Raw genomic sequence first — 24,918 nt, forward strand, 5'->3', positions numbered from 1 at the left:
TGGATGGGTGAGTGGATGGACAGATGGTTAGATGATCATTAATTAAGAGAAGTAAGGGATATGGAGAGGGTAGGAAGGGAAAGGGAGACATGGGGCTCTTACACAGGATTCATACTAACTACCATAGGCTCTGCAGTTGGTATAGGTAGCATATGGCGCTTCCCCTACATGGTAAGTACAAATGGAGGAGCATCCTTCCTGCTAGTATACATAATAGTGCTCTTCACATTTGGTCTAGCATTCATGGTACTTGAGTTTGCACTAGGCATGCGTTACAGAACATCCATAGTCTCAGCACTATCCATGATAAGGCATAGGTTCAGGTTCATAGGCTTATTCATGATAGGTGTTACAGTTGCAGTACTAAGTTACTACATGGTTGTGCTTGGATGGATACTTGCATACCTTGTAATGAGTATCCTCAACAGATATCAAGGGTTTGAGGAGTTCATAGATACATGGTACCCTTTAGCATCTTATCTAGCAGTAGTTGCTATCAACTATACCATAGTTAGGAGTGGGTTGAGGGCTGGTGTTGAGAGGTTCAACAAGTATGGTGTGATAATGCTCTTTGCAATGCTCATACCTCTAGCACTCATAGGCTTAAGCATGGATGGGGATGGTCTAGGGCTAAAGTACTACACTGAGCCAGAGAGCAATAGACTGTTAGATCCTCACGTATGGTCATCTGCCATAGGACAAGCATTCTTCTCCCTCTCTATAGGGCTTGGTGTGCTTGTAACATATGCAAGTTATGTTAGGGAGCAGAAGCAAGGTGTAGTTGTAACATCCCTAATCATAGTATGCTCTGTACTTGTAGTAGCATTCCTCTCTGGTCTAATGGTATTCACAATGGTCTTTGCAAATGGGCTTGATGATGTTCAGGGCACAGCACTTGTATTCATAGCAATGCCTAAGATAATAGCAGGGATGGAGTATGGCTACCTGCTGGGCATAATGTTCTTCCTCCTCTTATTCATAGCAGGGATAACCTCATCCATATCCATGCTACAAATCCCTGTATCTGCACTTGAGGATACCTTCAAGTTCAGTAAGGCTAGAGCAACAATGGTCATAACAATGCTCTCCCTAGCATTGGGTATACCATCAGCGTTGAGTTACAGTCCAGTGCATCTAAGCATCTCTAGCATGCCAGCGCTTGATGTATTTGATTGGATCTTTGGTACTATAGCATTAGCAGTATCTGCTACACTCATGGCAGTAGCAGTAGCATGGTTCATGAACAGGGATGAGATAATGGAGCAGGTTAACATGAATTCAAGGATAAGGATACCCTCAAGGATGCTTGATCTTGTAAGGATACTCTTACCTGCTATGATAATAGCAACACTACTGAAGATACTTGTATTCTCTTGATTTACAAATCAAATCAAATAAAAACAAAATAAATATGTGTTGGAGTGAAATACATGTGTTATAATGCATCCTCTACGCTGCCCTTTGCAGTGAACTTTACACTATGCAATAATGTCCTAGCCTCCCAGAGGAGTATCCTGCCCTTGAGCCCATCATCACTGCCTAGGATACCCCATGCTATAACCTTGCCATTCCTGTTCAGTCCTTGGTCTATAACTGCATTAACGAATATCCTACCATCATCGCTTATCCTTGCATTCCCTGCCTCTATCATATACGTGCTATCTCCTATGGTTATTGAACCTCCTTGCACTATGTAATGGCTCCTCATCCAAGCATTCATCTGCTGCTGTATCTGCACCATATTTTGTGCCATACCACCCATACCACCCATACCCATACCACCCATTCCTTGGCCCATACCCATCTGCATCTGCATCTGTGCCATCATCTGCATCATCATTGGCATACCAAACATCATAGTTGGATCCATCATCATACTTGCTCTAGCCATCATCATAGTACCTCTACTCAGGATAAGTTCCATGCTAACAGTATTGCCTTGAGCATCCCTTCCTGTAATAGTGAGGATCTTTATATCCTCCCTTAACTCTGGTATCTGGAATGGTGTAGGAGTAGTAGGTGTGGTAGGAGTCTGCTGGGCATAAGAGTTGGGTATAGCAATTATAGTTGCTGACAAGAGTACCATTATTATGCTTGCTATTGCTATGATCCTCATTGAGCTTTAGGGGATAACTTAGCATATATAGTTTGTGGAAGAATACCTTAATTAACCAATACCATCTCATCTAACAACGAGTACTGGACATCTAGCGTATGTGACAACACCCTGAGCAACACTACCTAGTAGTGCTCTAATGAACCTAGATCTACCCCTTGTACCTATAACTATCAGATCAACACCCTCCTCCTCTGCATACTCAACTATAGCCTCTACTATAGATGTATGGCTATGGATAACCTTCCTACTTATATTTATACCCTTGCTCTCATCCCAACTCGATATTGTGTTGAACCAATCATCCACCTCCCTTGTTATCTTCATGTAGTACTCATCCAGTGAGCCTAGATGGTGGGGGAATTGAGGAATGCTTACAACGTGAAGTAGTATGATAGATGCATCGCTACCTATCCTCTTAATCATATCTATAGCATATCTGGCAGCCTTGAATGACTGCTCCGAGCCATCTATTGCCACAAGTATCTTCCTCATACAGTGAATTACTAACTAATAACATATAGTCTTATTCATCATAAGAGCCTTTATGTTCTCTTTACAGTAGCAATAAAAAATGGAGAGGGGTTCACTTTCTCAATCCTTCCCATCAACTATATGTTAACCTTGCTGATTATTCCAAGGTCCTTCATATACTTGCTTATATCATGAACCCTACCCATCTCAACCCTGCCCTCGGTTATTACCTCTGGCGCAAGTAACCTGTTCTTCGTTACGAACCTTACAATATCCCTGCTTGTTATCATTCCAACCATCTCACCTTCATGTACAACTGGTAGATGATTTATACCTCTCTCAACCATGATATTCAGTGCATTCTCAAGCGAGGTTGTGCTTTCTACAGTTACCACTGGCGAACTCATTACCGTATATAGCCTAGCATTCAACGCATTCTCATTCCATGTTATTACCCTTATAGCATCCTTCTCAGTGAATATACCTACAGGCTCATCGTTGCTGTTTATAACTACAACACTACTTATCCATGATGATGTCATTAGCATCATCGCATCCTTTACACTTGCATGCATGTTTATCTTCTTCACATTCTTACTCATTACATCCTTAACAGATATGGATGCAATTGACATCACACACCCCTCTCCATGTAGGGTGGTATGGTAACTGTTGCTTCTGTATCTATTATTATAGTAACAACAGGTAAGTAGGTCATATGTTAACCCCTCCTACTTCCCATAGAGACAGATGATAACAGCGCTGCTATCACTGGAGCAGCATTCAAATCCCATTGCGTATACATCATACCCTCATTCATACCATACCACCCTACGCTATATTATTAGCGTTTCATGTATTTAAATTTTAGTTCGATTCTTATTATTGATAACCAATAATATAGTTGGAATGATAGATCATTTTCTATAATTGCAATAAGAGTCACAATCATAAATGATATTTACATGATTATATGAGATGGATGATAGGTTCATTTAGAATTTAAGTAGCAAAGATCTTCATGTAAATCATCCATATTAATGGTAACATGATTATATACTGGATAGGTTTATCTTCTAGAATTATTATATAACTCCCATTATATCTCTTATATTACATGCGTTATTAAATATTTCATATCAGATAATACTCCAATGCAGAAGATTGCGTATATTGTAATGGCAATAGCAGTAGTAGGAGCAATAACATCACAGAACATAAATAAGGCCTATGCAGCAACCCTAGTTCCTTTACCTCCAGGGGTTAGTGTAGATGGTATAGCTGCATTAAACACACCATACTCACTTGGTTCTCAGGGCGATATCTATGTATGTATTGTATCAACAACAAGGCAGATAACTGATATCAAGCTTATAGATCCTGATAATACATTCTATAACTACATTGGCTCACCATCGCTACCTATAACCTTACCATCTGCAGGCAATAACTGTCTATACTTACAGGCAGGTGACTTTGGTTTAGCCTCAGGATTCAACAAAGTAGGAGATTGGGCAGTAGTGGTAGATACACAACCTGGCAAGACATTCATCTATGAGTTCGGCGTAACATTCATGGTTGTTCCTGAGAGCATATTAGGTGCTATAACAGCAGTTACTGCACCACTAGCAGCACTGACAGGTTATAGGATACTGAGACAGAAGAGGTTCTAAGCACTAGTAAATAATATAACAAGAAATAAACAATTTTTATTTATTTATTTATCACTTCATTATTCATTTCTTTGCTAGTTCTTCTAACTCTCTGAACCTTGCCATTGCAGCAAGTATCTCATCCCTCTTCTCCCTCTCCCTATACATTGCTCTAGCAAGGTCAGTTACTGTAAGCATCCCTACAACTCTATCATTCTCTACAACTGGCAATCTTCTTATTCCATTCTCGTACATTATCCTTACTGCAGCAGCAACTGTAGCCTCTGGCCCAACGCTTATCAATGGAGTAGACATTATATCCCCAACCTTTGTTGCACTTGGACTCCTTCCCTCAGCAACAACCCTCCTTACTATATCTCTCTCTGTTACTATACCTACTGGCTTCCCATCATCCACAACAACAAGGCTCCCTCTTGCCCTCTCCCTCATAACATTTGCTGCATAGAATACATTAAGCCCCTTCTCAACAACATCCACAGGGCCTTCGCTCATTATCTCAGTTACCCTCTTCATCAACATGCTCATGATATAATTTACTAGCAAGAAGGTTATAACACTTTGGTTAATTCCCATATATGGTAAGGACTGGTTATAGATTATTAGCCAAAGATCATTATAATATTTATTAACCTTATTCATTCTATAGATTGTATTGACAAGTTCAGATATCCCTATGCCAGTTAGGAGTGAAGCAATAGCAAACATAAAGGCTAGAGTGATGCGTACAGTAAGGTTGGGACCTCAGATAGAGGCACCATTCAAGTTGTCAGAGCGCTTCCTAAGGAGGCATATAAATGAGAGGCTAAGGATGGCTGTGCTAATAGCAGATATAGCAGAGTCAACTAGGCTGAGCCTTGAACTCCCAAGCAAGATCCTTGCAACTATAATACAGGTATTCTCGCAGGAGATGGCCCTACTGGTTATAGGTCATGGAGGATATGTACTCAAGTATGTAGGGGATGCTGTACTCTCATTCTTCCCTGCTGAGTATAATCCAACAGCAGCATGCACTACAGCAGTGAAGTGTGCAGTAAGCATGATGAGCATAGTTAATGATGCTTTAAACCCAGCACTAACAGAGATGGGTTATCCAAGCATATACACTAAGATAGGTATAGACTTTGGACAGAACCTCATCATGATATATGGGAAGAGTAATGAGGAGTCTTATGTTGATATAATTGGTCCTGCTGTAAGCATGGCATCAAAGATAACATCTATTGCAGGAGCAAGGCAGTTGATAGTTGGGCAGGATGCTTATGCTATGCTTGAGCAGGATATGCAGAGTAGGTTTGTGGAGTTCAGTGTTAACACGTACAGATGGGGCTTCATAGATCCTGTAACTAGAGACCCATACAAGTTATACCTATACTCTCCTTATTAGGAGTTCATCACGCATCCCTTCTCTCCCTTTCCTCTTACTACTCCTTCCCTCCCTCTTCCCTTTAACCATCTCCATTAAGCATGGAGTATATCTTCATGCTTATCCTCTCCACCAACAATATCAGTATAGCATAGTGTACTGCAATGGAGGCAAGTGCTGCTAGCATAACATCATTGCTTATATGGTATATGGTTAAGAGTATAGCTACTGTAGGTAGTGAAAGTACTAGAGCAACAACAGTACCTCCTATCATGATATTTGTTACCATAACAACCCTCTCCTCATCCTTTACATCATAATACCTCCTCAACCTGTATCCCTTCTTCTCATATCTCATGAGTATTGTACATCTAACCTTCCTTATAAACCAAGTATACGTTTTTTAATATTAAGAATATAGTAATTCATTATTTTTATAGTCAACATCACACACTACACCTTATTATAATATATAAAACATAAATAGATAATTTTTATACTCCTTGTACATATTATCCAGTATGGTAGTGGAAGCAAGATTAGATAGCATAGTTGATCAGTTCAGCGATTTCATACTCTCACTCAAGATGCTCTTCCCCCACACAGATCTAAGGTTTGTGCTTGATGTGATGATACATGGCTTGCTCCATCCAGACCATAGACCAAAGTTGAGTGTTGAGATCTTCTACAAGCATGGTGTTGATCTTAAGAGTAAGGCAGATACCCTCTATAGGCTAACAGGATATATACCAACTATATATGCATCTGAAGGCAGGCTTGTGGTAGAGCCCATGCTTGCTCTTGATGATGTTTATGCATTAGCAAAGGATGATGATATAGAGAGTCTTGCTGGTAACGTTGTATGCTGCTTAGATACGCTCTTGAGTAGAAGAAAGCTTCTCTATACCTAATCTTATTTTTATAATTTATAAGTATTGATTGTAGATTTATATATTATAATTTATTAACTAGCTTTATGGGTAGATTTGGTAAACTGGATGAGATAGATAGGAAGATAATGAGCATAATATACAAGAATCCACAGATAACACAGATGAAACTTGCAGAGAGGGTTGGGCTCACACAAGCAGCAATATCTACAAGGCTTAGCAGGCTGAGAGAGATGGGGATTATAAGCAAAGGCTGTATGATAATCAACCCATCAAACCTTGGGCTAGAGTTGATGAGCGTAGATGCTTATACTGAGCATGCGGATGTTGTTGTTGAGAAGTTCAAGCATTGTCCATGTGTTGTAAGCATCTTTGGTTTTACAGATGAGAGCAACAGGGTTGAGATGATCATGGTTGGAGAGGATAAGCAGTTGGAGTACTGCATCACCAAGCATATAAGGAGGGCTTCCAATATTACAAGCATAGTTGCTAGGAGGATAACCAACCTGCAGAAGAGCATAGGCATCATAACACATGAAACAGCCATGGATGATTATGGAGAAGAAGATGAGAAGATGAGAAGGAGTAAGCAGTATGATCTTCCATGTAGCGATGCACCATGCAATAGATGTGAATACTACATAGATAATGGAGGAGCATGCTATGGTTGCCCATTCACAGCATTCTACAGAGGTAAGTTCTGGAAGGATGGGGACGAATGAATGAATAAGTAGATACTATTTTGTAGCTTTTTCTAACTGCGTTTATATTATAGAATCTATAACATTTAAAATCAAGCCAGAGCGTATGACCATTATTATTATGTTTACTCAGATCTGCTGATTCATTATCCTGATACAACTATACCACTGCTACAACCAACTACTACTACCAGTAAGCACTTCTCTTCATATCCTTGTTGAGTATAACATCAACCTTCAGTGTATTCATTGTGAATATTATGTTTATAGCCTTTATATTACTCTTGTAGAGATAGTACCTCTTCCCATTATCTATAACAGAGCCATCAACCTTTATGAGCCCATCCTTCTCAAGCATATGCAACTTCCTGTATACAGTGCTTGCAGGTATACCATGCTCCTTGCTTATCTGCAATGCTGATTTGGGCTCATCTATTGTAGATGTTAGTATAAGCCTATTGTACTTATCTGCCAATGCGTTAAGTATCTTATCCACAACCTGTCGCCTCTCATCTATAGCATATCTCTCCTCCTGCATCTTCCCATTATTTGCACCATCCATAATAAAAATCTGTCCTTACATGACTGTTATCAACTATAAGAAGCATAGATAAGCTGGGATAGTTAATAATAATATTCTAACATGAATTATAAGAGTTAAAGTTTAGCCACTCTAATATATTGCATTTATTGTAATGATGTTATGAGCAGGCTGGATTCAGTAGGGAGAGCCTGTAGATGGAGGGGATAGGATATGGAGGAGGCAATAAACCTATTTGGAAGCATAGTATACACAGCACTATCAGCATTCATAGCCATAATCTCAGTATATATAGGACTCAATGCATTCACAAAACTTACAAGGAATATAGATGAGGTTGCTGAACTCAAGAAGGGGAATGTTGCAGTTGGTGTTACGCTTGCAGCAGTTGCAGTGATCATAGGACTTGTTACACTTAAGGCAATACCCATAATAACTACAGAGTTCCTATCTGGAAGGATAGCAAGTGCTGTAGTACTAGCAGTTATACAACTAGGAACTAACATACTCATAGCAGTCTTCACACAGTTTGTAATAATAGGTATATTCAACGAACTGACTAGAAGGAAGGGTCTGAACCAGTTCGAGGAGTTAAAGAATGGTAACATAGCGATAGGAGTAGGTCTTGCTGGTATAATACTCATGGTTGGGATAATACTACAGAATGCTAGCGAGATGGTTACAGATGCTGTAACTTCAATGCTAAGGGCTATTATAGACTGATCGATCTCAGATAGAGGGTATATACAACAGTGCTACGTTATTATATTTAGTGAAGAAGCAGAAAGATGAGTAGAGTATATACTGCTATTATAGTTGTAAGGCTACATAAAAGAGTTTAACTGATATTAGGCTATAAACTATCCTACATACCAACTCTTTATTCTTTACACATGTAAGGGATTGATTTATCTTTACATGCTTATTATTTATTTACATGCTATATCTAAAGCTAGCAACTATCAAGGTTTAAACTACGTATGTCTTGCTGGTTATGTATGAATGAACTCAACATAAATGCTGATGAATTGATAAGGGCAAGTATATCGCTCTTCATAGTCATGGATCCTATAGGGCTAGTGCCATTGATAGCATCGTTAACCTCTAATCTAAGCAGAGAGCAGAGTAGAAGGGTAATTAGAAGCACCATATATACAGCATCTGGTCTATTACTTGCTTTTGCTATAGCGGGGCACTACATCCTAGATGTATTCGGTATATCACTAGCAAGCTTCAGTATAGCGGGAGGATTGCTACTACTCCTCCTCTCATTCGAGTTACTGCTAAAGGGCTGGGAGTTGAAGGGTAACGATATAAGTATTGGAGCAGTGCCTCTAGCCTTCCCATTGCTAGTTGGGCCTGGAGCAATAACCACTACTATAATCTCGCTTGAGAGGTATGGTATGCCTGTAACCATGCTTTCAGTAGTAATAGCGTTAGCTTTAACCATGCTAACATTCTCATTCATGGATAGGATAAATAGACTGCTTGGTAACCTAGGCTCTCTTATAGTATCTAGAGTTATGGCTATACTGATAGCAGGGATAGCCATAGAGTTCATCCTCTCTGGCATAGACGAGTTTATTTTAAGAGAATAGTGTATAGATAGAGAGCATCATCACAAGTTAACTATATATAAATAATGAAGTGATATTGTAATTTATCGCTATAGCCAACAAATTCTATAATACAGTTCCAGGTCAAGCCTGACCTCTGTGTTGAAGACTATATAGATCTGAAGAAGCTGTATAATGCTATCTCTGCTTTCTTTAAACCTTCACCTTTGCAGAATAAAGATTCTATCTATACAATCCATTCTCCCTCTCTACACCATTCTCTAGCTACTTGCCCATAGTCTAAGCCAAAGATTCTTAACACACCTACATCCTCTTTCTTGTGGCTCAAGTATTGAATCTGTTTTAGGAGCTTCTAATGTTAGTATGTGTTTGCAAAGTTATCTTCTTTTGTATCACATCCCTAGTCATCCTTATAGGATGATCCGATTCATTTGAATGAAATTAAGATGAGTACAGTATAAACACGCTAACAAAAGAATTCAAGATGAGGAACGTTATCTTGATAAATCTCGTCTCGAAGAGTTCTTTCTTGAGCGTCATGTAGCAAGAGTATTCAGCATAATATATTAAAATAGAATTCAATGGAAGTTTCTCCTAATATAGTCATCATTATTATGCATAGTTATCATTTCTCTTCCAAGTTCTATACAACTCTTCCTAGCCTTATCTGTTATAAGATCTGCTATCTCTTTCTTCACAGAGCTTATTATAAGTATCTTCCTCATTGGTTCCCTTCCATATTTATTCCTCACAATGTCCACCTTCTTTAATAGCTTATCAACCTTCTCAACACTATCAGCATAACTTCACCAACTATCAATGGCTCGTCACAGAAGAGGTCTATCTCATCATCTAATATAATAGAGGTTATAGCCTTATCTGGACTCTCCACTCTTTTGCATGTTCTTTGTCATTATGCCTCTTACAAGCTCTTCTAGAGTTACACCAGCAAATCGACCAACTTGGTCAAATCCATAGTAAAAGTGCTCCTTCTAGACCATTAAACCTCTCTTCTAACGTGCTTACCTTATCTTTAAGCTCACCAACACACTCCTTCAATATACAGTATTATTACGTAGAAGGGGGTATATAAATAGAGGATTTGTTATATTCTATAGGATTACTTCTTATCATACCATACCTAGTCTTTATCTTTGCTATATCCTCTTCTATCCTACCAAGCCTCTCATCCAACACGCTCCTTATATCCTTCCTGATGATCTGTATCTCATTTATTATGCCTGTCTTTGCATCATCCAACTTATGCATTACCTCATCAAGTTTCTCCAGTGTCTGATCCTACTTAGCAAGCATCGCATTGAAGTACAATGCTCCAGTACTGAATCCTTTGGTCATCTCTTCCTCTAGAGAACCAGTTATTATCTTGAAGGTCTTGAACTCTTCCGTTGGCTCTTCATATGTAACTTGCATATCCTCAACGTATATAGGCTCCTTCCTTATCATTACCTCTTCTAGAAATTTGCTTATCTTCTCATCTTCTCCCTCAGCAACTATCTATATCCTATCATCATCGAGATTCTTAACAAAGCCTTTGACCCTATACTTCATGGCAATATGTTTAACATTATATCTATAACCAACACCCTGTACCATACCTTCTACAAATACCTTAGCCCTCTTCATTATATATAAAGAAGAATATCTTATTAATAAACAAAACCTTAGATAATAAGGGGATTGTCAAGATAACATTTTATGCAGTTTCTTCTAATTAACCTCACGAATAGATTAAACTATATTATTAGAAGTCTCATATATTCAAGAGGAATAAGGTACTTTAGAGGATACGGTTCTTGCTGATGCACATATACACTATTCTGGCTTATCATTAAGAGCATATTAGAGGAGCATGAGAAGAAGTATATTGGATGATTGCAGTAGATAAGCAAGACAAAGCTTAATGGTGATCACGTCTATGTATTATGCTAGAGATGTCGATGCAAAAGATATACTTGCTTTAACGGTATCATACACTAAGCTCATTAGACGCAGAGATATTCAAGCAGATACTCAAGTACTCTGAGGATAAACCATTAATACTGGTAGATAAGGCATGGTATGTATTAGTAGATGCATTAATGCTAGGCTTAGAGTGAGCATTGCTAGAGGTAGAGGAATAGCATATATAGAGTCATGAATGGTTTTGCAAGGTTGAAGGAAGAGTAGGCTTCTTAGCATTCTACATATAACAATAACTTTCTACTAAGATCATCCATCATTTATAACAGATCTAACACTAGTATTCATAGATATACAATCTGGAGATCAAGTTAAAAGGATTATCATGATGATTGATTAATAAATAGTTCATCTTTAGGAGTAATCTTGCTAGTATATACTATTGTTAATTATCTGCCTAGTTTTGGAATGCCTAAACCTATTTTATTACTAATAGTAGATATGTTAGCACAATCATCTCCTTCTTTCTTTAGAAGAATACCCAACCTCTTATATCTATTTAGCAATTCAATGATACCATATTATCTTGACAATCCCCGGTAGAGAACTAGAAGCTTTTATAAAATGTATCAAGGTTATAGTTACTGAATTACTCTTTCATCTCACGCTCTTCTATTGTTATATCTCCTTCAATCATCTTCATCTGCACTGCAACCAATACATGCTCTGGATCATAACCCATCCTCTTAAGCATTGCCTCTGCTCTCTTGCTTATCTTAACATGTATGTTATGGCCTCCTATCCTCCCAAATGCTATACCTTGAAACCTTATCTTAGCCCCATCAAGTGTAAAGTAGCCATTCAACCTACTTGTTACATCACTTGCATCTACACCTGTAACATAAACCTTAAGACCATCATATCTATCATACTTCTCTCTATCATCTGTTATTCTCTCATCTCTTCTCTTATTACTGATATTAACACTATTATCGTTATCATAGGCAACATTCATTCAAGCTCAACCTCCTTATTTATCAGTTCGCTTATAGCGAAGAGTTTATGATCATCATCTATCTTGAAATCCCTTACTTGTAACTTCACATTACCATCTATACACTCATGCTCTATTGTAGAAGAGCCATTATTATTCACCTTCACCAATGCCCATTCCGATCTCAACTTACATGTTAAGAGGAACCATGACTCCTCATCACTTATACTTGGCATCCCTATCTCTGATGATATATCTAGTATGCCAAGCCTCTTCTCCTCAGCGAATAATCTCTTGCACTTTACACATCTCCACACATCTATTGCCCCAATTATCCTGTTCCTATGCTTTATGTTAACCACACCATAGTATACATTGCTATGCATACATTGAGCATTCATAATAATCACCTCCTTGCATCATCATACACCTTCTCAAGTATGCTTGCTATACCATCTATCCTCTCATTCCTCTTAACCTCTCTATTCATCCTCAAGCATAGCATCCTGTACATGTTTGTTACTGCAAATCTAGGGTTGAGTGCCTCATACCTCCCATTGATCTCTATACATGCCCCATCCCTCAAAAGGTTGGATAGTGCATCATTAACCTTGCTAATATCAATCTTCAACTCATCTGCAATCTCCCTAGCATTAAGCATACCCTTCCTTATGAGCAGCATGTATACCTTGATCACATCCATGCTAACCATCAACTCCCTAGCCATATCATTCTCTACCTGCTCCATAGATACCATATCTATTCATCCATCCTCCAACTATACATACATCTAACCATAAATGCTTACATGGTTTGGATTATAAAGGTTAACCTGAGAAAGAGCAAATGAATAAAGCAGGAGTATGCAGAGTATATGCATGCGCATACTAACATGCATGAGTGGGGGTTCTGGCGCAATATACGGGATAAGGCTGCTTGAGACATTGAAGGCTCTTAACGTTGAGACCCATCTTATAATCAGCAGATGGGCTGAGGAGTGCATAAGGCTTGAGACAGATCTCAGTGTTGAGAAGGTTAAGGCTCTAGCAGATTACACATACAGCAATGAGGATCTAGCAGCAAGGCCATCGAGTGGATCATTCAAGCTTGATGGTACTGTAATCATACCATGCAGCATGAAGACTCTAGCAAGTATAGCCCTAGGCTTGGATGATACGCTTATAACAAGGGCAGCCATGGTAGCAATGAAGGAGTCTAGAAGGTTAGTGCTAGTACCTAGAGAGACTCCTCTTACAGCAGTGCATATTGAGCATATGCTCAAACTTGCTAGGCTAGGAGTAATAATACTCCCTGCCATGCCTGGATTCTACCATAGACCAAAGAGCATAGATGATTTGATAAACCATATAGTTGGGAAGGTACTTGACCAGTTTGGGATAGAGCATAACCTGTTCAAGAGATGGGAGGGCAGGTAGATAGGTAGATTGATGATTAATTAAGATGATGTAATATTGATTATATTGGATGAGATTATTGAGTAGAATTATTATCGTCTTGCTTTACTATCATTATCATTTATTCTTTGGCAAGTCTCTTTGCTATCTTGAATGCAAACCCCATGGCTATAAAGTATACCACTATACTAACTATAACTGCTGTAAGCGTGTTGCTAGTAATCCTCCATGTTACAACAAACGATGCTACAGCAGGTATACCCATCACCAATGCAACTATGGTACCCTTTGCATATATCCCGAACCTTGAAACCTTGCTCATATAGGCTGATTATGGAGAGGGGAATATATAACATGCTAGATGATGGTGGATGAGTTGGAACTATTGATTCTATCAGCAAGGTTGGATCAAGAGCATATCTTATACCTTATAAATCGTCTATGCTAATATGGATAATTATTATAAATTATGGATGAACGATCAAAATAACAGTATACTAAGTTATGGCTGTTATTATAATTATAATAACAATAATATCTATACCAGTTGTATATGGCGAGGAGAAGATAGTACTTAACGGGCTAGCGATCAATCATTCGATCTAGTTCCCTAGGCCTATAGAATGGTATATCATCAAATCTCAAGATCAGGATTGGGTACAGTAACATGGGTTAACAACGATACGATACAACACTTACAAAGGTGTTAGTAGGCATGAAGGTGTTACTGACAGATTAGGTTCCAGATGGGATATTCAATAGCGGTTTGATAGGTAGAGGAGAGTTGGTATACAAGTTTGAGAAGACTTGATTTGCATATTTTACATCCATGGATGATCTGGTTGTGGTTATTGAGCAACCAATCTCCGATAATCCGCATGGTGCTAATGGCAACAAGGTTACCTTCCCTACTACTATAATGACTGTAACATACGATAGGAGGTAACATGTTGGTATATGGGAACCATCTGTTATAACTAGAGAGTATAATGTTCATAAACTACTTTATAAGCGGTACTGTAAAGCAGCATCTCCTCAACTACTATTTCTCCTCTACCAGAATAGAAGAGATATACAGATCCCTTGACTACTCTGAGAGGGTAGCGATATCAAATACTATGAATCTGGATCAATAATTATAAGGTTTGAAGAGATAGGAGGCAATCCTGATAACAATGTTGAGTTTAGCATAGTCTATGGCAGGTATACGTAGTGATATATAGGGCTCATCTCATCAGCAAAGATATGCCATGATTATAATGCTATAACATATATGCTGGTATGACTGGTTAGTTGTTGATGCAAGGATTGATGTTCTCATATAAGCCTATATCAAGTAAAAGATTTTTATATATAATAAGGTAAGCTCAATACATGCGTAGATTATCAAGGTATAGGCCTCCAGCATACGATAAGAATGCTGGGTTCATAATAGTACTGCTAGCATTGCTCTTCTTTGGTGCTATGTATGCAATACTTACTAGGATAGATAATGGATATGCTGGGTTCATAATGCTCATAGCAGCATCTGGATTCATAGTATACTGGACCATACACCTTAGGAGGATATTCAAGGTGGAGGAGGTTAAACCTGTCATGCATAAGATGGAGCAGCATAAGGATTGGGTGTACGATCTCATCAAGGGAGAGAGTGAGATAATATTCGTTGCCGAGGTTCCAGGGCCTGAGGAGGAGGTTAATGCTAGGCTTGTTAATGGTATACTCTACATAAATGGAGGGCAGAACTTCACCAAATCTATACCGTTGGATGTGAGCGAGGATATGGGAATAGCTGAGTTCAGGTACAGGAATGGTATACTAACTCTTAAGATAAAGAAGTTGATGTGATCGATTTATTGATCAACGGTGACTGCTAGTTAGAGTTCAGGTATATAATGATGGTTTTATTTACCCTATAGAGATAGAAGGAACAACGCTAACACCATTGCTATAAACTCTTTGCCATCTCAAGCTTCTCTGGCAGATAGTCATCAGTTATCTTAGTCAAGCCATACTTTGCAAATGCCTCCAACTCGCTCTTCCTCCTCATCTTAAGGAAGAGTTCTAGTTCACTCCTCCATATATCAGACTGATATCTAGGATCTTGCTTGAGTTCATGACATCTCTTCACATCCTGCTCAGTCATAGGATCTGTTGGAAGTCTATACTTCTGGATATCACTAGCCCATACTCCTATCCACTTTGCATCTGGTACTGTGAGTTCTCTAAGGTGTGCTGCATTTGCTGAACCAGACTTTATCACCATTGCTATATGCTCTCCATACACATCCCCATCTGTAAGGATGTATACAGGGAGGTTGAGCTCTCTGTTGAGCCTCATAAGCAAGTACCTTGTTGATCTTGGTGCTTGGCCAGCAGTATCAACTATTATTGCCTTGAACCTCTTATGCACATTCTCCTCTACAAACCTTGTAAATATACCTCCCTTCTCTACAGCAAGGACCATCTCTGCACTAGTATCTATAAACTCTGCACTGCTTAAACTTGGGCCTATAAGGTAACCATCTGGATGGTCTGATAGGTTGAGCCTCTTCCCCTCATACCCTGGCACTGTATACTCTATCGTTAGATCTCCAAATATACTGCTCCTCTCCTCAGGGTATATGTTGAAGTCTTCTCTTGCAAGTGAGAGTACTGCTTCAAGATCTGTTATTATGTGATCAGACTCTGCCTGATCCTCAAAGTCTATATTGAATGCTTGGGCAGAGTAGTACACATCCCTTAGAGTGCTAGTCTTTCCTTCATTAACCAACTTATCAACAAAGAATGCAAGCCAGATGAGTTGTGTGAAGGATCTTAGATGCCTTATATTCTTTGCAGATCTTACTATCTTTGCATCGCCTAGAACGTACTGCCTCAACCTCTTATCATACACTATGTTTGCTACAGATCTGCTTGGTATATACACCTCTGGGAATATACCATTGTCAAGATCGCTGTATATCTTCTTCCCCAACTCTACAAGCATGGTCTTAACCTTGTTCCTCTTCTCCCTCTGCGACTCTATATCTTTCCTCTTCATACCAGTACCAGTACCAGTGCTGAGCCTGCTACTGTTGCTGTTGCTACTGTTGCTGCTTATAGTACTAGCCTTCCTCTCCTCTGCTGCAACAGACCCCTTCTTAACATCACCTTTAACCTTATCTTTAACATCCATCTTACCTGCATCAACCCCTTCCCCCTCAACTCTCTTCATAGAGATCCTACTACTGTTATTGCTTACACCCTTGTAACTGTAACTCCCCATAACCTTTATAACATCAGTATCCTTCGATCCAACCCTCTCTCTATAAATCTGCTCCTTCTTCTTCCCCCTCCTCATCATCTTCCCACTACCTGTAATCCTATTGCTATTACTGCTAACCATCTTACTGCTACTACTACTGCTGCTACTGCTGTTGCGTTCCTTACTTATACTTCTGCTTCTACCCCTGACCCTACCTTTCTCTCTACTATATCTACCTCTACTCTTATCATAACCCTTGGCTTTATCCCTATCCTTAGCCTTGTATCCACTCTTTACCTCTCCCTTTCCCTTACCTTTCTTCTTTCCCTTTACCCTGACCATCTCCCTCTACCTCTACACCCCCTACACCACTCCTATCCCCACCATTCTCCATACTACCAATACCAATACCACTAACCTCTCCATCTACACCTCCATCACCAGCCTCTCCACTCATCCCTGCTCCTAATCCCATACTTGTAATCTCCTGCTCATACTGTTCACCTAGCCTCAAGAGTACTTTGTATTTAGGCATCCTTTCAGCCCTACTCAACTCTGTAACAAACCTTGCAAGTAATGGTATATACCTTGAGTACAAACCAAGCCTCTTCTTTGCCATTGCAATACTACCCTTCTTGCTAAGGTATATCGATAGCCTCCTTGCAAGGAACCTTATTGCGTTCTTCAACTCATACTCTATCTCTGGCCTATCTGCTATGTACTCCTTACCTACAGTCTTGTATGGTATCCTGGTTGAGCATATGTGAGTTACTATTGCTATTGGCATCTCATCCTCCTTAACCTTGTACCTTGCCCAATCTATCTCCTCTATAACCTTCCATGCGACGTCACTCCCCTCATCATAAAGCAAGGGTATCTTGTTTGCAAACCTGTAGAGCCTTATCCCCTTACCCTCTATACTCCCTCCATACGCTATCCCTACCTCAACTATGAATGGGAAGCCAGAGTATGCACTTGGAGGCCTCTGCACAACTGCTACAAACTCTGGCTTGAATATGCTCCTCATCCCTGCCTCTAGTGCCTCCTCTCCTATTGGAGAGAGGCATGTTGCATCTGGAGGGAGGAAGCCATCGTATCTCTGCATTGCATCTGCAAGTCTAACTATCTCCTCATTGCTTAGCATGCCTATCCTCTTCCCTTCATCCATATCTGCAAATGCAAGGAACCTCTTGGCTGTGCTCAACCCTACCCTCTGGAAGTTCTTTACAAGGAAGGAGATGAGTGTATCACCCATTGCTATGGAGAGTAGATGGGATCTGAATGGTTCAAGATCGTTGATCTTAACACTCTTATACTCACCATCAAGCAGTGTTGTGTAGTGTATCTCATTTACAAGTGGATCTATCCTATCTATCCTAACCTTATCCATATCCTCAACGCTGATATTCAGCATGACTAGCAGTGATGCTGCAGTCTTCATGCTAGTAGATAGCCTATCCCAGCGCTCCCTTGCAGCATCAGCAATGCTTTTATCACTTGATCTTAACACATCCTTGATGAACCTATCCTTAACCTCATGCAATGCTATGGAGCCTATCTCGCTCTGTATAAGCCTCCTTAGGGTCTCAACATCTATACCTGCTGGGTGAGGCTTAACCTCAACTGGAGGGTTAGGCATCTTATCCATTATCCTCTTGAATGATATGCTACTCCCATTAGGCTCCTCAAGCACTATATCTGCATATGGAGTGATGAGTGCTGTCTGTGCTATGTAATCTCTGACCTTCTGTTGTGCTTTAGAATAGTCCCCAAGTAGGGTTATGCTTATCTCTAACCCCCTTCCAGCATCATCAACCTGAACACTGTTCCTCCTCAATATTATAGGCTTGTTCCTTTGTATATCAAGCATCATAACATACTCATATGCATACCCATCCCTTACAGTCCTTATCACGGCTGGTTTGTTGGTTGTTATCTGACCATAGAGTATAGCCATGGTTGCTCCTAAACCAAACATGCCTCTATTCTGCTTTAGTGTGAACTTCGTACCATAGAGCACCTTACCAAATGCTAGAGGTACATACTCTGGCTCTATTCCAGGTCCATTATCCTTGACCGTTACTGTGTAATGTTTGGGGTCTGGCATACCTTGAAGATCGCTCTGCTCACGTATAGATACACTTATCTCAGGCAGTATGCTTGAGGAGTCACATGCATCCAAAGAGTTCTCTACCAACTCCCTTACAGTCATGTATATTGCCCTTGTTGGGTTGCTGAATCCTGCTAGATCTCTATTCCTGTAGAAGAACTCAGATGGGCTTATCTCTGCAAATATGCTCATCCTTCATCATCACCACCACTACTACTACCAACATCACTCTTGCTAGTAGCATCAAGATAACCAACACCTTCTTCACCCTCCTCCCATAACTTGAGCCTCTCCATCTTTGCACGCCTTCTAGCCTTCTGGAGCATGTTGTATACTGTTGAGTGCATGCTACCATTTATCAGCATAGTAACAGCCTCACCTGCAAGCCTGACCTCTTCAGCCTTGCCTATGATAGCAACATAGTGCCCATATACTGAGATGTATGCTCCTGTCAACTCCTCTATCAACCTTCTAGCCTTCCCATTGGAGCCTATAATCCTGCCCTTGATCCTCTGCAATGCATTATGTGATCTACCAACATGATCCTTTAGATTTATAACGTTTATCATACACTCCTCATCGTTAAGTAGCCTCACTGCACGATCTGGTGAGAAGCCTCTTGCTATTGCTGTTACAAACTCTACAGCCTTGAATACCTTAATGTCTATAGCTTCAGCAGGAGTAGTAGAAGTAGAAACAGAAGTAGAAGTAGGAGAAGTAGCATCATCCTTGCTCACTATTGCTACACTTACATCATCATCACCATCTATGTAGAGTTTAACATTGCATCTCTTCTCAACCATCTCCTTCACCATACCATCCTTACCTATAAGCACACCAATTCTATCCCTTGGTACCTTCACTACTTGCCTGAACTCCATCATCCCTTATAATACTGAGTAGATAATTTATATCATGAACCTCTACACCCTGCTTGCTGAAGAACCTGTTAACATTCATTATATCCCTGAGAAGGAACTCTTGAGCATTTGGATGCTTAACATCAACAGCAGAACCAAAGTCGAATATCACAATCCTATCACCATGATGGAGGAAGATGTTGAACTCTGAGAGATCTGCATGAACAAGTCTAGCATCCCTGTATAGTTTGATGAGGTTATCTATAACCTGATCATAATGCTCCTTGCATACATTGCACTGATTAAGGGTTGGTGCTGGCATGCCATTGCTGCCTATGAACTCCATAAGGAGTACATTATCCTTAACGTATATGGGCTTTGGTACACTTACACCACTTGAGTATGCCCTGCTAAGGTTCTTGAACTCCTTCCTTGCCCAGAGCATGACTATGTTACGTATACCTCTCTTAACCCTCTTGAACCTAGGATCACCAACTATGTACTGTAGCCTATGTCTGAACTCTGCTGTAGCAACAAGATAGATCTTAACTGCTATACTGCTCCCATCCTCTGCAACCCCCCAGTATACTCTAGACTCCTTCCCACTTGCAACTACACCATTGAGATATGCAAGGTAGCCAGAGTTCATGATGCTGTAGAGTGTAAGCATGGTCTTGGTATCGAATACCTCCTCCCTTACCTTCACTAGAGACTCATCCTTCTCCCTGCTCCTCTGCTCCCTATCTATCCTAATAAGTTCCCTTAGCACTCTCTTATCTATCCTCTCCTCACTTCTATCATTATTATTATTATAATAATTCATGAAGATACACCTCGATGATGCATATGCTAGCATATACAATAACTACTAAACTAAAAATCCTGTGGGAGGTAACCATTTGCCTTGAGCCAGTCAACCTGTGCAAGGGTGTACCTCCATACCACATCTCCTCTCTCATCACTCTTGAACTCCCATGGTGCTACTAACACAACATCATTATCCCTAACCCATATCTTCCTCTTCAACTTGCCCCTTATCCTTGCTATCCTATTCTTGTTATCAACACACTTCACAAGTACATGGTCGCTCCCAAGCATCTTTATAACTCTGCCAAGTATCTCACCCTCTGCTGGTAACACCAACTCCTTAAGCTCAGCCTCACTAAGGACCTTTCTCTTACCCATGCGTATCATATATACAATAATCTATTTCTAGTTTTGGATTTTTGATATTAGATGGACAACTGTTAGGAAGGCAATCACAGTTAGTCAGTATGTATGCACGAACTTGAAGAGCATGAGGAATGGCACCCCATTTATATATCTTACGCTATGTGGTGATGCTAACCTCATCTCCAACGCCTTTGCTACTATCCTCTTACCAACGAGGTTTGCTATTGAGCATGATCTGAGCAGTGCTATAGCATCCTCTTCCCCTATACGCTCATGGAAGTAATCCTTGCTTATCTCAACCTCTAGGTTACCCTCCCTTATCCTGCTACCTATGAGTTCTGCATCGCATATATTTATCATCAGTGAACCTTGGTACTGTATGCTTCTAGAGTAGTACATATCTGCTAGACGAACTTGCCCTTTATAGGTGACCTCGCTCCACATGCTTCACATGTAAGGAATACAAGCCTCTTAACCTTCTCAACCCTTGTATCTGGTGAGTTGCATACAGGGCATACAACATACTCCTTGATGTACTTCTGGAGTAGTGAGTGGAAGATCGTTGACTCCCACTTGCCAACGAAGAACGCCTTCTCATTTACTATATTTGCTGACGTGCCTATCTCCTTTGCTAGGAAGAGTAGTAGCTTCTCTGGATCCCTGCGTAGTATCTTTGGATAGTCATCGAAGTTCCTCAAGATTGTTCTATTCCCAGACCATACTACATCTGGTTGTGGTATCTCAAGCCTGAATGCACCCTTCTCACTCCTTGCTGGTATCTTACTGTATAACCTTTGCAGGAGCATCTCATACCTTGAATCATCCATGCCTGAATATAGGATATGCCTAGTAATATACCTTCATGCATATATATACATGCATTACCATATTCTAATAGCACTGCTAACATCACCAGTTATCTCAACAGTGAACACTAGTTCTAGATGATCAACCTTTTACGCATCCTATTTAACATTTTATGTAGAAAGAAGAAACTCTAAATTAAAAACAGGATATAATAAAGAAAATATATCATCTACTACTGCTTGCTTAACCTTCCCCATTCTGCTAATGCACTTGCAGCCTTGACCCATGGCAGTATCTCATTGTAAACAGGGATTCCAGCCTTCTCTATCTCCTTGACCATCCTTGCTGTATATGGTCCTCCTATTGCACCAGCAAGTATAGGCTTCCTCCTCATCCTGTTAAGTTCTGCAAGAACCTGCACTATATTCTCATCCAGTGGATCATCTTGGAAGACGAACCAAGGCATTATTATATCTACGTTTGGATCCTCCATGAAGCGTTCTATTGCAAACTTGTAATCGCTAGATGTTGCTGAACCTGTAACATCCATTGGGTTGCCTATAACGAATGTTGGTGGATAGTGCTCCTTGAATGCTTTGAGCGTTGCATCTGTTATCTGAGCAACCTCTAACCCTAGCCTCTCAAAGTGATCAACTGCAGAGATCACAGGTCCTATCCCATTAGATACAAGTGCTACCCTGTTACCCTTTGCTGCTGGCTGCCATGCAAGTGCCTTCAACGTCCCTACAAGCTCCTGATAACTATCAACTAGTATAACACCAGCCTGCTTCAATGCTCCCTTGACTACCTCATAACTCCCTCCCATTGAGCCTGTATGGGATACTGCTTGCTTTGCACCCCTCTTGGTTCTACCACTCTTCCATATCACTATTGGCTTGCCCTTCTCCCTTATCACACGCCTTGCTGTGTTAACAAACTTCCTACCATCACCAAAGCCCTCAACGTAGAGTCCTATAACCTTTGTATTGGGATCATTCGCTAGGTACCATATCATATCAGCCTCATCCACATCAGCCCTATTGCCATAACTTATCATCTTACTCATACCAAATGACTCAGCACTCTCCATGAATGATATGCCTATTGTACCGCTCTGGGTGAGGAAGGATACAGGGCCCAATGGTGGTCTTATCATCCTTACATGACCTTGGAATGCAGCATCAAGCCTATTCTCTGCATTGAACATACCTATGCAGTTTGGCCCTATGACACGCATATCATACTTATCAGCAAGTTCCTTTATCTTGCGCTCAGCCTCTGCCCTCTCCCCTCCCAACTCCTTGCCTCCTCCAGAGATGATTAGGATGTTATGGATGCCAAGTTTTGCTGCCTGCTCCATTATCGCTGGTGTTTGAAGCACATCAACAACAACAACTACAAGGTCTACAGGCTTGCCTATATCCTCTAGAGACTTGTATGCTTTAATGCCCATGATCTGATCCCTAGTTGGGTTTATGGGGTATACCTCACCCTTGTACTCATGCATCGCTAGACTATCAAGTACTGAATACCCTACCTTGCCTGGAGTTGCTGATGCCCCTACAACTGCTATCGATTTGGGGTAGAAGAACTTCTCCATATGCCTTATGTTTGGCTCAGCATTTGAGATTGGATTATCCAATGGCTTCTCTCTAAGTATCATCTTTGCATCTAGAACAGCATAGTCATCTGGGTAAAGTACTATGGGGTTGAAGTCTATGCTATCGTAGTATGCTGCTATATCCATTCCAAGCCTTCCTATGTTGACTAGAGCCTCAGCAAGCATGTTCTTGTCTATTGGCTTTGAGCCTCTGAACCCTTCAAGCACCTTCTTGCCATTCAACTCCTCTATCATTGCTAGAGCATCCTCCTTGCTTATTGGGAGCATCCTGAAGGATACATCCCTAAACACTTCAGTGAATATCCCTCCAAGCCCAAGCATTATCACTGGTCCAAACTGCTCATCGTACTGCAACCCAACTATCATCTCCACTCCTTGAGGTACCATCTTCTCAAGGAGTATGCCTTTAACTTCGTACTTTGATGCCAGCCTTCCATACATATCGTTGAATGCATCCCTTACCTCTTGCTCACTCTTTATCCCAACCCTTACCCCTCCAACATCTGTCTTGTGCAGTATCTCTGGAGAGACAACCTTCATCACCAGAGGGAAGCCTATCCTTCTAGCCTCTTGCACAGCCTCATCTGCACTCCTTACTAACGCATATGCTGGAACCTTTATGCCATAAGATGTTAGTATCTGCTTAGCCTGCTCCTCAGTTACCACCTTATGCTTGTTTGCCATAGTCTCCTTGAGTACCTGCTCTACACTCATGCCCATCAATGCGTTCACTTGCCAGTATTTTTATATAAACTTATCATGCTCCTGAAGTTCCTGTAGAGTATATTTGCTGTATGCTCAAGCATCCCTGCTCTATGCCTTATGTCATGCATGAGCGCATCTATGCTTATACCTGCATCATGAACCTCCTGCCTATACTCCTCAACCCATTCCTCTACCATCTGCTCATCAACCTCCACATGGAACTGGATGCCTATAGCACTGCCAAGTATGAATGCCTGATTAGGGTAATGGTTAGAGTATGCAAGCCTCACAGCACTGCTTGCAAGATCATATGTATCGTTATGCCAATGAAAGACTAGGATGCTATCATCCAAGCCTCTGAATATGGATCTAAGACCATGCTCTGTTATGCTTACTGTATACCAGCCTATCTCCTTAATATGCCCTTTATAGACTCTAGCCCCTGCTACCTTGGCTAGTAGTTGAGAACCCAAACATATTCCAAGCATAGGTATGTTATGCCTCAAAGCATCCTGTATGAGCATCTCCTCCCTCCTCAGATATGCTAGATCATCGTATGCAGATGCTGGACCTCCAAGCACTACAAGTGCATCGTAACCCTCTAGGGTATCTGGGAGTTGCTCCTTAACTGCAATAACAGTATCTATCGAGAAGCCATCATGCTCAAACATATGCTTAAGGGTGCCTAAATGCTCACATACAGCATTCTGTACAGCAAGTACTCTAGGCAT

31 protein-coding genes and 1 pseudogene are annotated in these 24,918 nt (G+C 40.5%); 9 read left to right on the forward strand and 23 right to left on the reverse strand.

The features are described from left to right. Nucleotides 1-60: 60 nt before the first annotated feature. Nucleotides 61-1,377, forward strand: a complete 1,317-nt coding sequence (locus CRG89_RS03735; protein WP_103287001.1) for a sodium-dependent transporter — start codon at nucleotides 61-63, stop codon at nucleotides 1,375-1,377. Nucleotides 1,378-1,435: 58 nt separating this feature from the next. Here the strand turns inward: CRG89_RS03735 and CRG89_RS03740 are convergent, their stop codons facing one another. The 3 genes from CRG89_RS03740 to CRG89_RS03750 form a co-directional block, all read right to left on the reverse strand. Further along, nucleotides 1,436-2,116, reverse strand: coding sequence for a hypothetical protein (locus tag CRG89_RS03740; protein WP_103287002.1), 681 nt, complete (start codon nucleotides 2,114-2,116; stop codon nucleotides 1,436-1,438). Nucleotides 2,117-2,182: 66 nt separating this feature from the next. Continuing rightward, complete coding sequence (locus CRG89_RS03745) at nucleotides 2,183-2,611, reverse strand: universal stress protein (RefSeq protein ID WP_103287003.1); 429 nt, start codon at nucleotides 2,609-2,611, stop codon at nucleotides 2,183-2,185. Nucleotides 2,612-2,727: 116 nt separating this feature from the next. Continuing rightward, on the reverse strand, nucleotides 2,728-3,225 hold the full coding sequence (locus CRG89_RS03750) for a CBS domain-containing protein (RefSeq protein ID WP_103287004.1): 498 nt from the start codon (nucleotides 3,223-3,225) through the stop codon (nucleotides 2,728-2,730). A 519-nt stretch (nucleotides 3,226-3,744) separates the two neighbouring features. Here CRG89_RS03750 and CRG89_RS03755 point away from each other — a divergent pair. Beyond that, nucleotides 3,745-4,263, forward strand: coding sequence for a hypothetical protein (locus CRG89_RS03755; RefSeq protein ID WP_148695211.1), 519 nt, complete (start codon nucleotides 3,745-3,747; stop codon nucleotides 4,261-4,263). Nucleotides 4,264-4,326: 63 nt separating this feature from the next. On the opposite strand, the gene CRG89_RS03760 is transcribed toward CRG89_RS03755, so the two are convergent. Then, nucleotides 4,327-4,788 (reverse strand): CBS domain-containing protein, encoded by a 462-nt coding sequence (locus CRG89_RS03760; protein ID WP_158648699.1) that lies wholly within the window; start codon nucleotides 4,786-4,788, stop codon nucleotides 4,327-4,329. Between the two features lie 148 nt (nucleotides 4,789-4,936). On the opposite strand from CRG89_RS03760, the gene CRG89_RS03765 reads away from it, so the two are divergent. Continuing rightward, complete coding sequence (locus CRG89_RS03765) at nucleotides 4,937-5,647, forward strand: adenylate/guanylate cyclase domain-containing protein (RefSeq protein WP_103287007.1); 711 nt, start codon at nucleotides 4,937-4,939, stop codon at nucleotides 5,645-5,647. A gap of 61 nt (nucleotides 5,648-5,708) precedes the next feature. Here CRG89_RS03765 and CRG89_RS03770 read toward each other — a convergent pair whose 3' ends face one another. After that, entirely contained in the window at nucleotides 5,709-5,984 is a 276-nt protein-coding gene (locus CRG89_RS03770; RefSeq protein WP_103287008.1) for a hypothetical protein, read from the reverse strand. Nucleotides 5,985-6,147: 163 nt separating this feature from the next. Here CRG89_RS03770 and CRG89_RS03775 point away from each other — a divergent pair, with 163 nt between their 5' ends. Both CRG89_RS03775 and CRG89_RS03780 read left to right on the forward strand, forming a co-directional pair. Beyond that, nucleotides 6,148-6,537, forward strand: coding sequence for a hypothetical protein (locus tag CRG89_RS03775; protein WP_103287009.1), 390 nt, complete (start codon nucleotides 6,148-6,150; stop codon nucleotides 6,535-6,537). Between the two features lie 65 nt (nucleotides 6,538-6,602). Next, on the forward strand, nucleotides 6,603-7,238 hold the full coding sequence (locus tag CRG89_RS03780; protein WP_103287010.1) for an Lrp/AsnC family transcriptional regulator: 636 nt from the start codon (nucleotides 6,603-6,605) through the stop codon (nucleotides 7,236-7,238). 166 nt (nucleotides 7,239-7,404) lie between these two features. Here CRG89_RS03780 and CRG89_RS03785 read toward each other — a convergent pair whose 3' ends face one another. After that, nucleotides 7,405-7,779: an ArsR/SmtB family transcription factor gene (locus CRG89_RS03785; protein ID WP_197706577.1), complete on the reverse strand. Its 375-nt coding sequence runs from the start codon at nucleotides 7,777-7,779 to the stop codon at nucleotides 7,405-7,407. Between the two features lie 192 nt (nucleotides 7,780-7,971). Here CRG89_RS03785 and CRG89_RS08660 point away from each other — a divergent pair, with 192 nt between their 5' ends. Then, nucleotides 7,972-8,481 (forward strand): DUF350 domain-containing protein, encoded by a 510-nt coding sequence (locus CRG89_RS08660; RefSeq protein WP_148695210.1) that lies wholly within the window; start codon nucleotides 7,972-7,974, stop codon nucleotides 8,479-8,481. A 275-nt stretch (nucleotides 8,482-8,756) separates the two neighbouring features. Then, a complete protein-coding gene (locus tag CRG89_RS03795) occupies nucleotides 8,757-9,356 on the forward strand; it encodes a MarC family protein (RefSeq protein ID WP_158648700.1) in 600 nt (199 codons plus the stop codon). A 557-nt stretch (nucleotides 9,357-9,913) separates the two neighbouring features. On the opposite strand, the gene CRG89_RS08665 is transcribed toward CRG89_RS03795, so the two are convergent. From CRG89_RS08665 to CRG89_RS03820, 7 genes and pseudogenes are all read right to left on the reverse strand, one after another. Then, nucleotides 9,914-10,087, reverse strand: a complete 174-nt coding sequence (locus tag CRG89_RS08665) for a hypothetical protein (RefSeq protein ID WP_158648701.1) — start codon at nucleotides 10,085-10,087, stop codon at nucleotides 9,914-9,916. A gap of 14 nt (nucleotides 10,088-10,101) precedes the next feature. Next, nucleotides 10,102-10,227: a hypothetical protein gene (locus CRG89_RS09105; protein ID WP_269459679.1), complete on the reverse strand. Its 126-nt coding sequence runs from the start codon at nucleotides 10,225-10,227 to the stop codon at nucleotides 10,102-10,104. A gap of 179 nt (nucleotides 10,228-10,406) precedes the next feature. Continuing rightward, nucleotides 10,407-10,604: a hypothetical protein gene (locus CRG89_RS03800; protein ID WP_103287012.1), complete on the reverse strand. Its 198-nt coding sequence runs from the start codon at nucleotides 10,602-10,604 to the stop codon at nucleotides 10,407-10,409. A gap of 30 nt (nucleotides 10,605-10,634) precedes the next feature. Further along, nucleotides 10,635-10,979, reverse strand: a pseudogene (locus tag CRG89_RS09205) (acylphosphatase). A gap of 925 nt (nucleotides 10,980-11,904) precedes the next feature. Beyond that, nucleotides 11,905-12,270: a hypothetical protein gene (locus CRG89_RS03810; protein WP_103287014.1), complete on the reverse strand. Its 366-nt coding sequence runs from the start codon at nucleotides 12,268-12,270 to the stop codon at nucleotides 11,905-11,907. Further along, entirely contained in the window at nucleotides 12,267-12,650 is a 384-nt protein-coding gene (locus CRG89_RS03815) for a hypothetical protein (RefSeq protein WP_103287015.1), read from the reverse strand. Before CRG89_RS03815 ends, CRG89_RS03810 begins: the two co-directional genes overlap by 4 nt. Before the next feature lie 5 nt (nucleotides 12,651-12,655). After that, nucleotides 12,656-13,006 carry a helix-turn-helix domain-containing protein gene (locus CRG89_RS03820; protein WP_103287016.1) on the reverse strand — a complete coding sequence of 117 codons (351 nt, stop codon included), beginning with the start codon at nucleotides 13,004-13,006 and terminating at the stop codon, nucleotides 12,656-12,658. 121 nt (nucleotides 13,007-13,127) lie between these two features. Here CRG89_RS03820 and CRG89_RS03825 point away from each other — a divergent pair, with 121 nt between their 5' ends. Then, nucleotides 13,128-13,685, forward strand: coding sequence for a UbiX family flavin prenyltransferase (locus tag CRG89_RS03825; RefSeq protein ID WP_103287903.1), 558 nt, complete (start codon nucleotides 13,128-13,130; stop codon nucleotides 13,683-13,685). 100 nt (nucleotides 13,686-13,785) lie between these two features. On the opposite strand, the gene CRG89_RS03830 is transcribed toward CRG89_RS03825, so the two are convergent. Then, nucleotides 13,786-13,986 (reverse strand): hypothetical protein, encoded by a 201-nt coding sequence (locus tag CRG89_RS03830; RefSeq protein WP_103287017.1) that lies wholly within the window; start codon nucleotides 13,984-13,986, stop codon nucleotides 13,786-13,788. Nucleotides 13,987-15,038: 1,052 nt separating this feature from the next. On the opposite strand from CRG89_RS03830, the gene CRG89_RS03835 reads away from it, so the two are divergent. Further along, complete coding sequence (locus tag CRG89_RS03835) at nucleotides 15,039-15,512, forward strand: Hsp20/alpha crystallin family protein (protein ID WP_103287018.1); 474 nt, start codon at nucleotides 15,039-15,041, stop codon at nucleotides 15,510-15,512. Between the two features lie 100 nt (nucleotides 15,513-15,612). On the opposite strand, the gene CRG89_RS09145 is transcribed toward CRG89_RS03835, so the two are convergent. From CRG89_RS09145 to CRG89_RS03880, 9 genes are all read right to left on the reverse strand, one after another. Beyond that, the gene (locus CRG89_RS09145; protein WP_103287904.1) at nucleotides 15,613-16,707 is read right to left on the reverse strand and encodes a DNA topoisomerase IV subunit A; all 1,095 of its coding nucleotides are present in this window, start codon (nucleotides 16,705-16,707) and stop codon (nucleotides 15,613-15,615) included. Nucleotides 16,708-17,221: 514 nt separating this feature from the next. Beyond that, on the reverse strand, nucleotides 17,222-19,213 hold the full coding sequence (locus tag CRG89_RS03845; protein ID WP_197706575.1) for a DNA topoisomerase VI subunit B: 1,992 nt from the start codon (nucleotides 19,211-19,213) through the stop codon (nucleotides 17,222-17,224). Beyond that, nucleotides 19,210-19,905 (reverse strand): KH domain-containing protein, encoded by a 696-nt coding sequence (locus CRG89_RS03850; RefSeq protein WP_197706574.1) that lies wholly within the window; start codon nucleotides 19,903-19,905, stop codon nucleotides 19,210-19,212. Before CRG89_RS03850 ends, CRG89_RS03845 begins: the two co-directional genes overlap by 4 nt. Beyond that, on the reverse strand, nucleotides 19,865-20,704 hold the full coding sequence (locus CRG89_RS03855; protein WP_158648702.1) for a serine protein kinase RIO: 840 nt from the start codon (nucleotides 20,702-20,704) through the stop codon (nucleotides 19,865-19,867). The genes CRG89_RS03850 and CRG89_RS03855 overlap by 41 nt, the downstream gene beginning before the upstream one ends. Nucleotides 20,705-20,754: 50 nt before the next feature. Further along, entirely contained in the window at nucleotides 20,755-21,066 is a 312-nt protein-coding gene (eif1A, locus tag CRG89_RS03860; RefSeq protein ID WP_103287020.1) for a translation initiation factor eIF-1A, read from the reverse strand. A gap of 84 nt (nucleotides 21,067-21,150) precedes the next feature. Continuing rightward, a complete protein-coding gene (locus tag CRG89_RS03865; RefSeq protein WP_158648703.1) occupies nucleotides 21,151-21,453 on the reverse strand; it encodes a DUF424 domain-containing protein in 303 nt (100 codons plus the stop codon). Nucleotides 21,454-21,458: 5 nt separating this feature from the next. Next, nucleotides 21,459-21,881: a translation initiation factor IF-2 subunit beta gene (locus tag CRG89_RS03870; RefSeq protein WP_103287022.1), complete on the reverse strand. Its 423-nt coding sequence runs from the start codon at nucleotides 21,879-21,881 to the stop codon at nucleotides 21,459-21,461. Between the two features lie 212 nt (nucleotides 21,882-22,093). Beyond that, entirely contained in the window at nucleotides 22,094-24,202 is a 2,109-nt protein-coding gene (locus CRG89_RS03875; RefSeq protein WP_197706573.1) for a 3-hydroxypropionate--CoA ligase, read from the reverse strand. Nucleotides 24,203-24,210: 8 nt separating this feature from the next. Beyond that, nucleotides 24,211-24,918, reverse strand: a complete 708-nt coding sequence (locus tag CRG89_RS03880) for a type 1 glutamine amidotransferase (RefSeq protein WP_103287023.1) — start codon at nucleotides 24,916-24,918, stop codon at nucleotides 24,211-24,213.

It is taken from the genome of Candidatus Nitrosocaldus islandicus, from assembly GCF_002906215.1.
In the GTDB taxonomy this organism is placed as follows: domain Archaea; phylum Thermoproteota; class Nitrososphaeria; order Nitrososphaerales; family Nitrosocaldaceae; genus Nitrosocaldus; species Nitrosocaldus cavascurensis.

Bases quoted from the DNA above. Each gene is read 5' to 3' on its own strand.
- CRG89_RS03735 (WP_103287001.1), top strand. From the start codon at position 61: ATGGAGAGGGTAGGAAGGGAAAGGGAGACATGGGGCTCTTACACAGGA.
- CRG89_RS03740 (WP_103287002.1), bottom strand. From the start codon at position 2,116: ATGAGGATCATAGCAATAGCAAGCATAATAATGGTACTCTTGTCAGCA.
- CRG89_RS03745 (WP_103287003.1), bottom strand. From the start codon at position 2,611: ATGAGGAAGATACTTGTGGCAATAGATGGCTCGGAGCAGTCATTCAAG.
- CRG89_RS03750 (WP_103287004.1), bottom strand. From the start codon at position 3,225: ATGTCAATTGCATCCATATCTGTTAAGGATGTAATGAGTAAGAATGTG.
- CRG89_RS03755 (WP_148695211.1), top strand. From the start codon at position 3,745: ATGCAGAAGATTGCGTATATTGTAATGGCAATAGCAGTAGTAGGAGCA.
- CRG89_RS03760 (WP_158648699.1), bottom strand. From the start codon at position 4,788: ATGAGCATGTTGATGAAGAGGGTAACTGAGATAATGAGCGAAGGCCCT.
- CRG89_RS03765 (WP_103287007.1), top strand. From the start codon at position 4,937: ATGCCAGTTAGGAGTGAAGCAATAGCAAACATAAAGGCTAGAGTGATG.
- CRG89_RS03770 (WP_103287008.1), bottom strand. From the start codon at position 5,984: ATGAGATATGAGAAGAAGGGATACAGGTTGAGGAGGTATTATGATGTA.
- CRG89_RS03775 (WP_103287009.1), top strand. From the start codon at position 6,148: ATGGTAGTGGAAGCAAGATTAGATAGCATAGTTGATCAGTTCAGCGAT.
- CRG89_RS03780 (WP_103287010.1), top strand. From the start codon at position 6,603: ATGGGTAGATTTGGTAAACTGGATGAGATAGATAGGAAGATAATGAGC.
- CRG89_RS03785 (WP_197706577.1), bottom strand. From the start codon at position 7,779: ATGGATGGTGCAAATAATGGGAAGATGCAGGAGGAGAGATATGCTATA.
- CRG89_RS08660 (WP_148695210.1), top strand. From the start codon at position 7,972: ATGGAGGAGGCAATAAACCTATTTGGAAGCATAGTATACACAGCACTA.
- CRG89_RS03795 (WP_158648700.1), top strand. From the start codon at position 8,757: ATGAATGAACTCAACATAAATGCTGATGAATTGATAAGGGCAAGTATA.
- CRG89_RS03800 (WP_103287012.1), bottom strand. From the start codon at position 10,604: ATGCATAAGTTGGATGATGCAAAGACAGGCATAATAAATGAGATACAG.
- CRG89_RS03810 (WP_103287014.1), bottom strand. From the start codon at position 12,270: ATGAATGTTGCCTATGATAACGATAATAGTGTTAATATCAGTAATAAG.
- CRG89_RS03815 (WP_103287015.1), bottom strand. From the start codon at position 12,650: ATGAATGCTCAATGTATGCATAGCAATGTATACTATGGTGTGGTTAAC.
- CRG89_RS03820 (WP_103287016.1), bottom strand. From the start codon at position 13,006: ATGGTATCTATGGAGCAGGTAGAGAATGATATGGCTAGGGAGTTGATG.
- CRG89_RS03825 (WP_103287903.1), top strand. From the start codon at position 13,128: ATGCGCATACTAACATGCATGAGTGGGGGTTCTGGCGCAATATACGGG.
- CRG89_RS03830 (WP_103287017.1), bottom strand. From the start codon at position 13,986: ATGAGCAAGGTTTCAAGGTTCGGGATATATGCAAAGGGTACCATAGTT.
- CRG89_RS03835 (WP_103287018.1), top strand. From the start codon at position 15,039: ATGCGTAGATTATCAAGGTATAGGCCTCCAGCATACGATAAGAATGCT.
- CRG89_RS09145 (WP_103287904.1), bottom strand. From the start codon at position 16,707: ATGAAGAGGAAAGATATAGAGTCGCAGAGGGAGAAGAGGAACAAGGTT.
- CRG89_RS03845 (WP_197706575.1), bottom strand. From the start codon at position 19,213: ATGAGCATATTTGCAGAGATAAGCCCATCTGAGTTCTTCTACAGGAAT.
- CRG89_RS03850 (WP_197706574.1), bottom strand. From the start codon at position 19,905: ATGATGGAGTTCAGGCAAGTAGTGAAGGTACCAAGGGATAGAATTGGT.
- CRG89_RS03855 (WP_158648702.1), bottom strand. From the start codon at position 20,704: ATGAATTATTATAATAATAATAATGATAGAAGTGAGGAGAGGATAGAT.
- eif1A (WP_103287020.1), bottom strand. From the start codon at position 21,066: ATGGGTAAGAGAAAGGTCCTTAGTGAGGCTGAGCTTAAGGAGTTGGTG.
- CRG89_RS03865 (WP_158648703.1), bottom strand. From the start codon at position 21,453: ATGTACTACTCTAGAAGCATACAGTACCAAGGTTCACTGATGATAAAT.
- CRG89_RS03870 (WP_103287022.1), bottom strand. From the start codon at position 21,881: ATGGATGATTCAAGGTATGAGATGCTCCTGCAAAGGTTATACAGTAAG.
- CRG89_RS03875 (WP_197706573.1), bottom strand. From the start codon at position 24,202: ATGGGCATGAGTGTAGAGCAGGTACTCAAGGAGACTATGGCAAACAAG.
- CRG89_RS03880 (WP_103287023.1), bottom strand. From the start codon at position 24,918: ATGCCTAGAGTACTTGCTGTACAGAATGCTGTATGTGAGCATTTAGGC.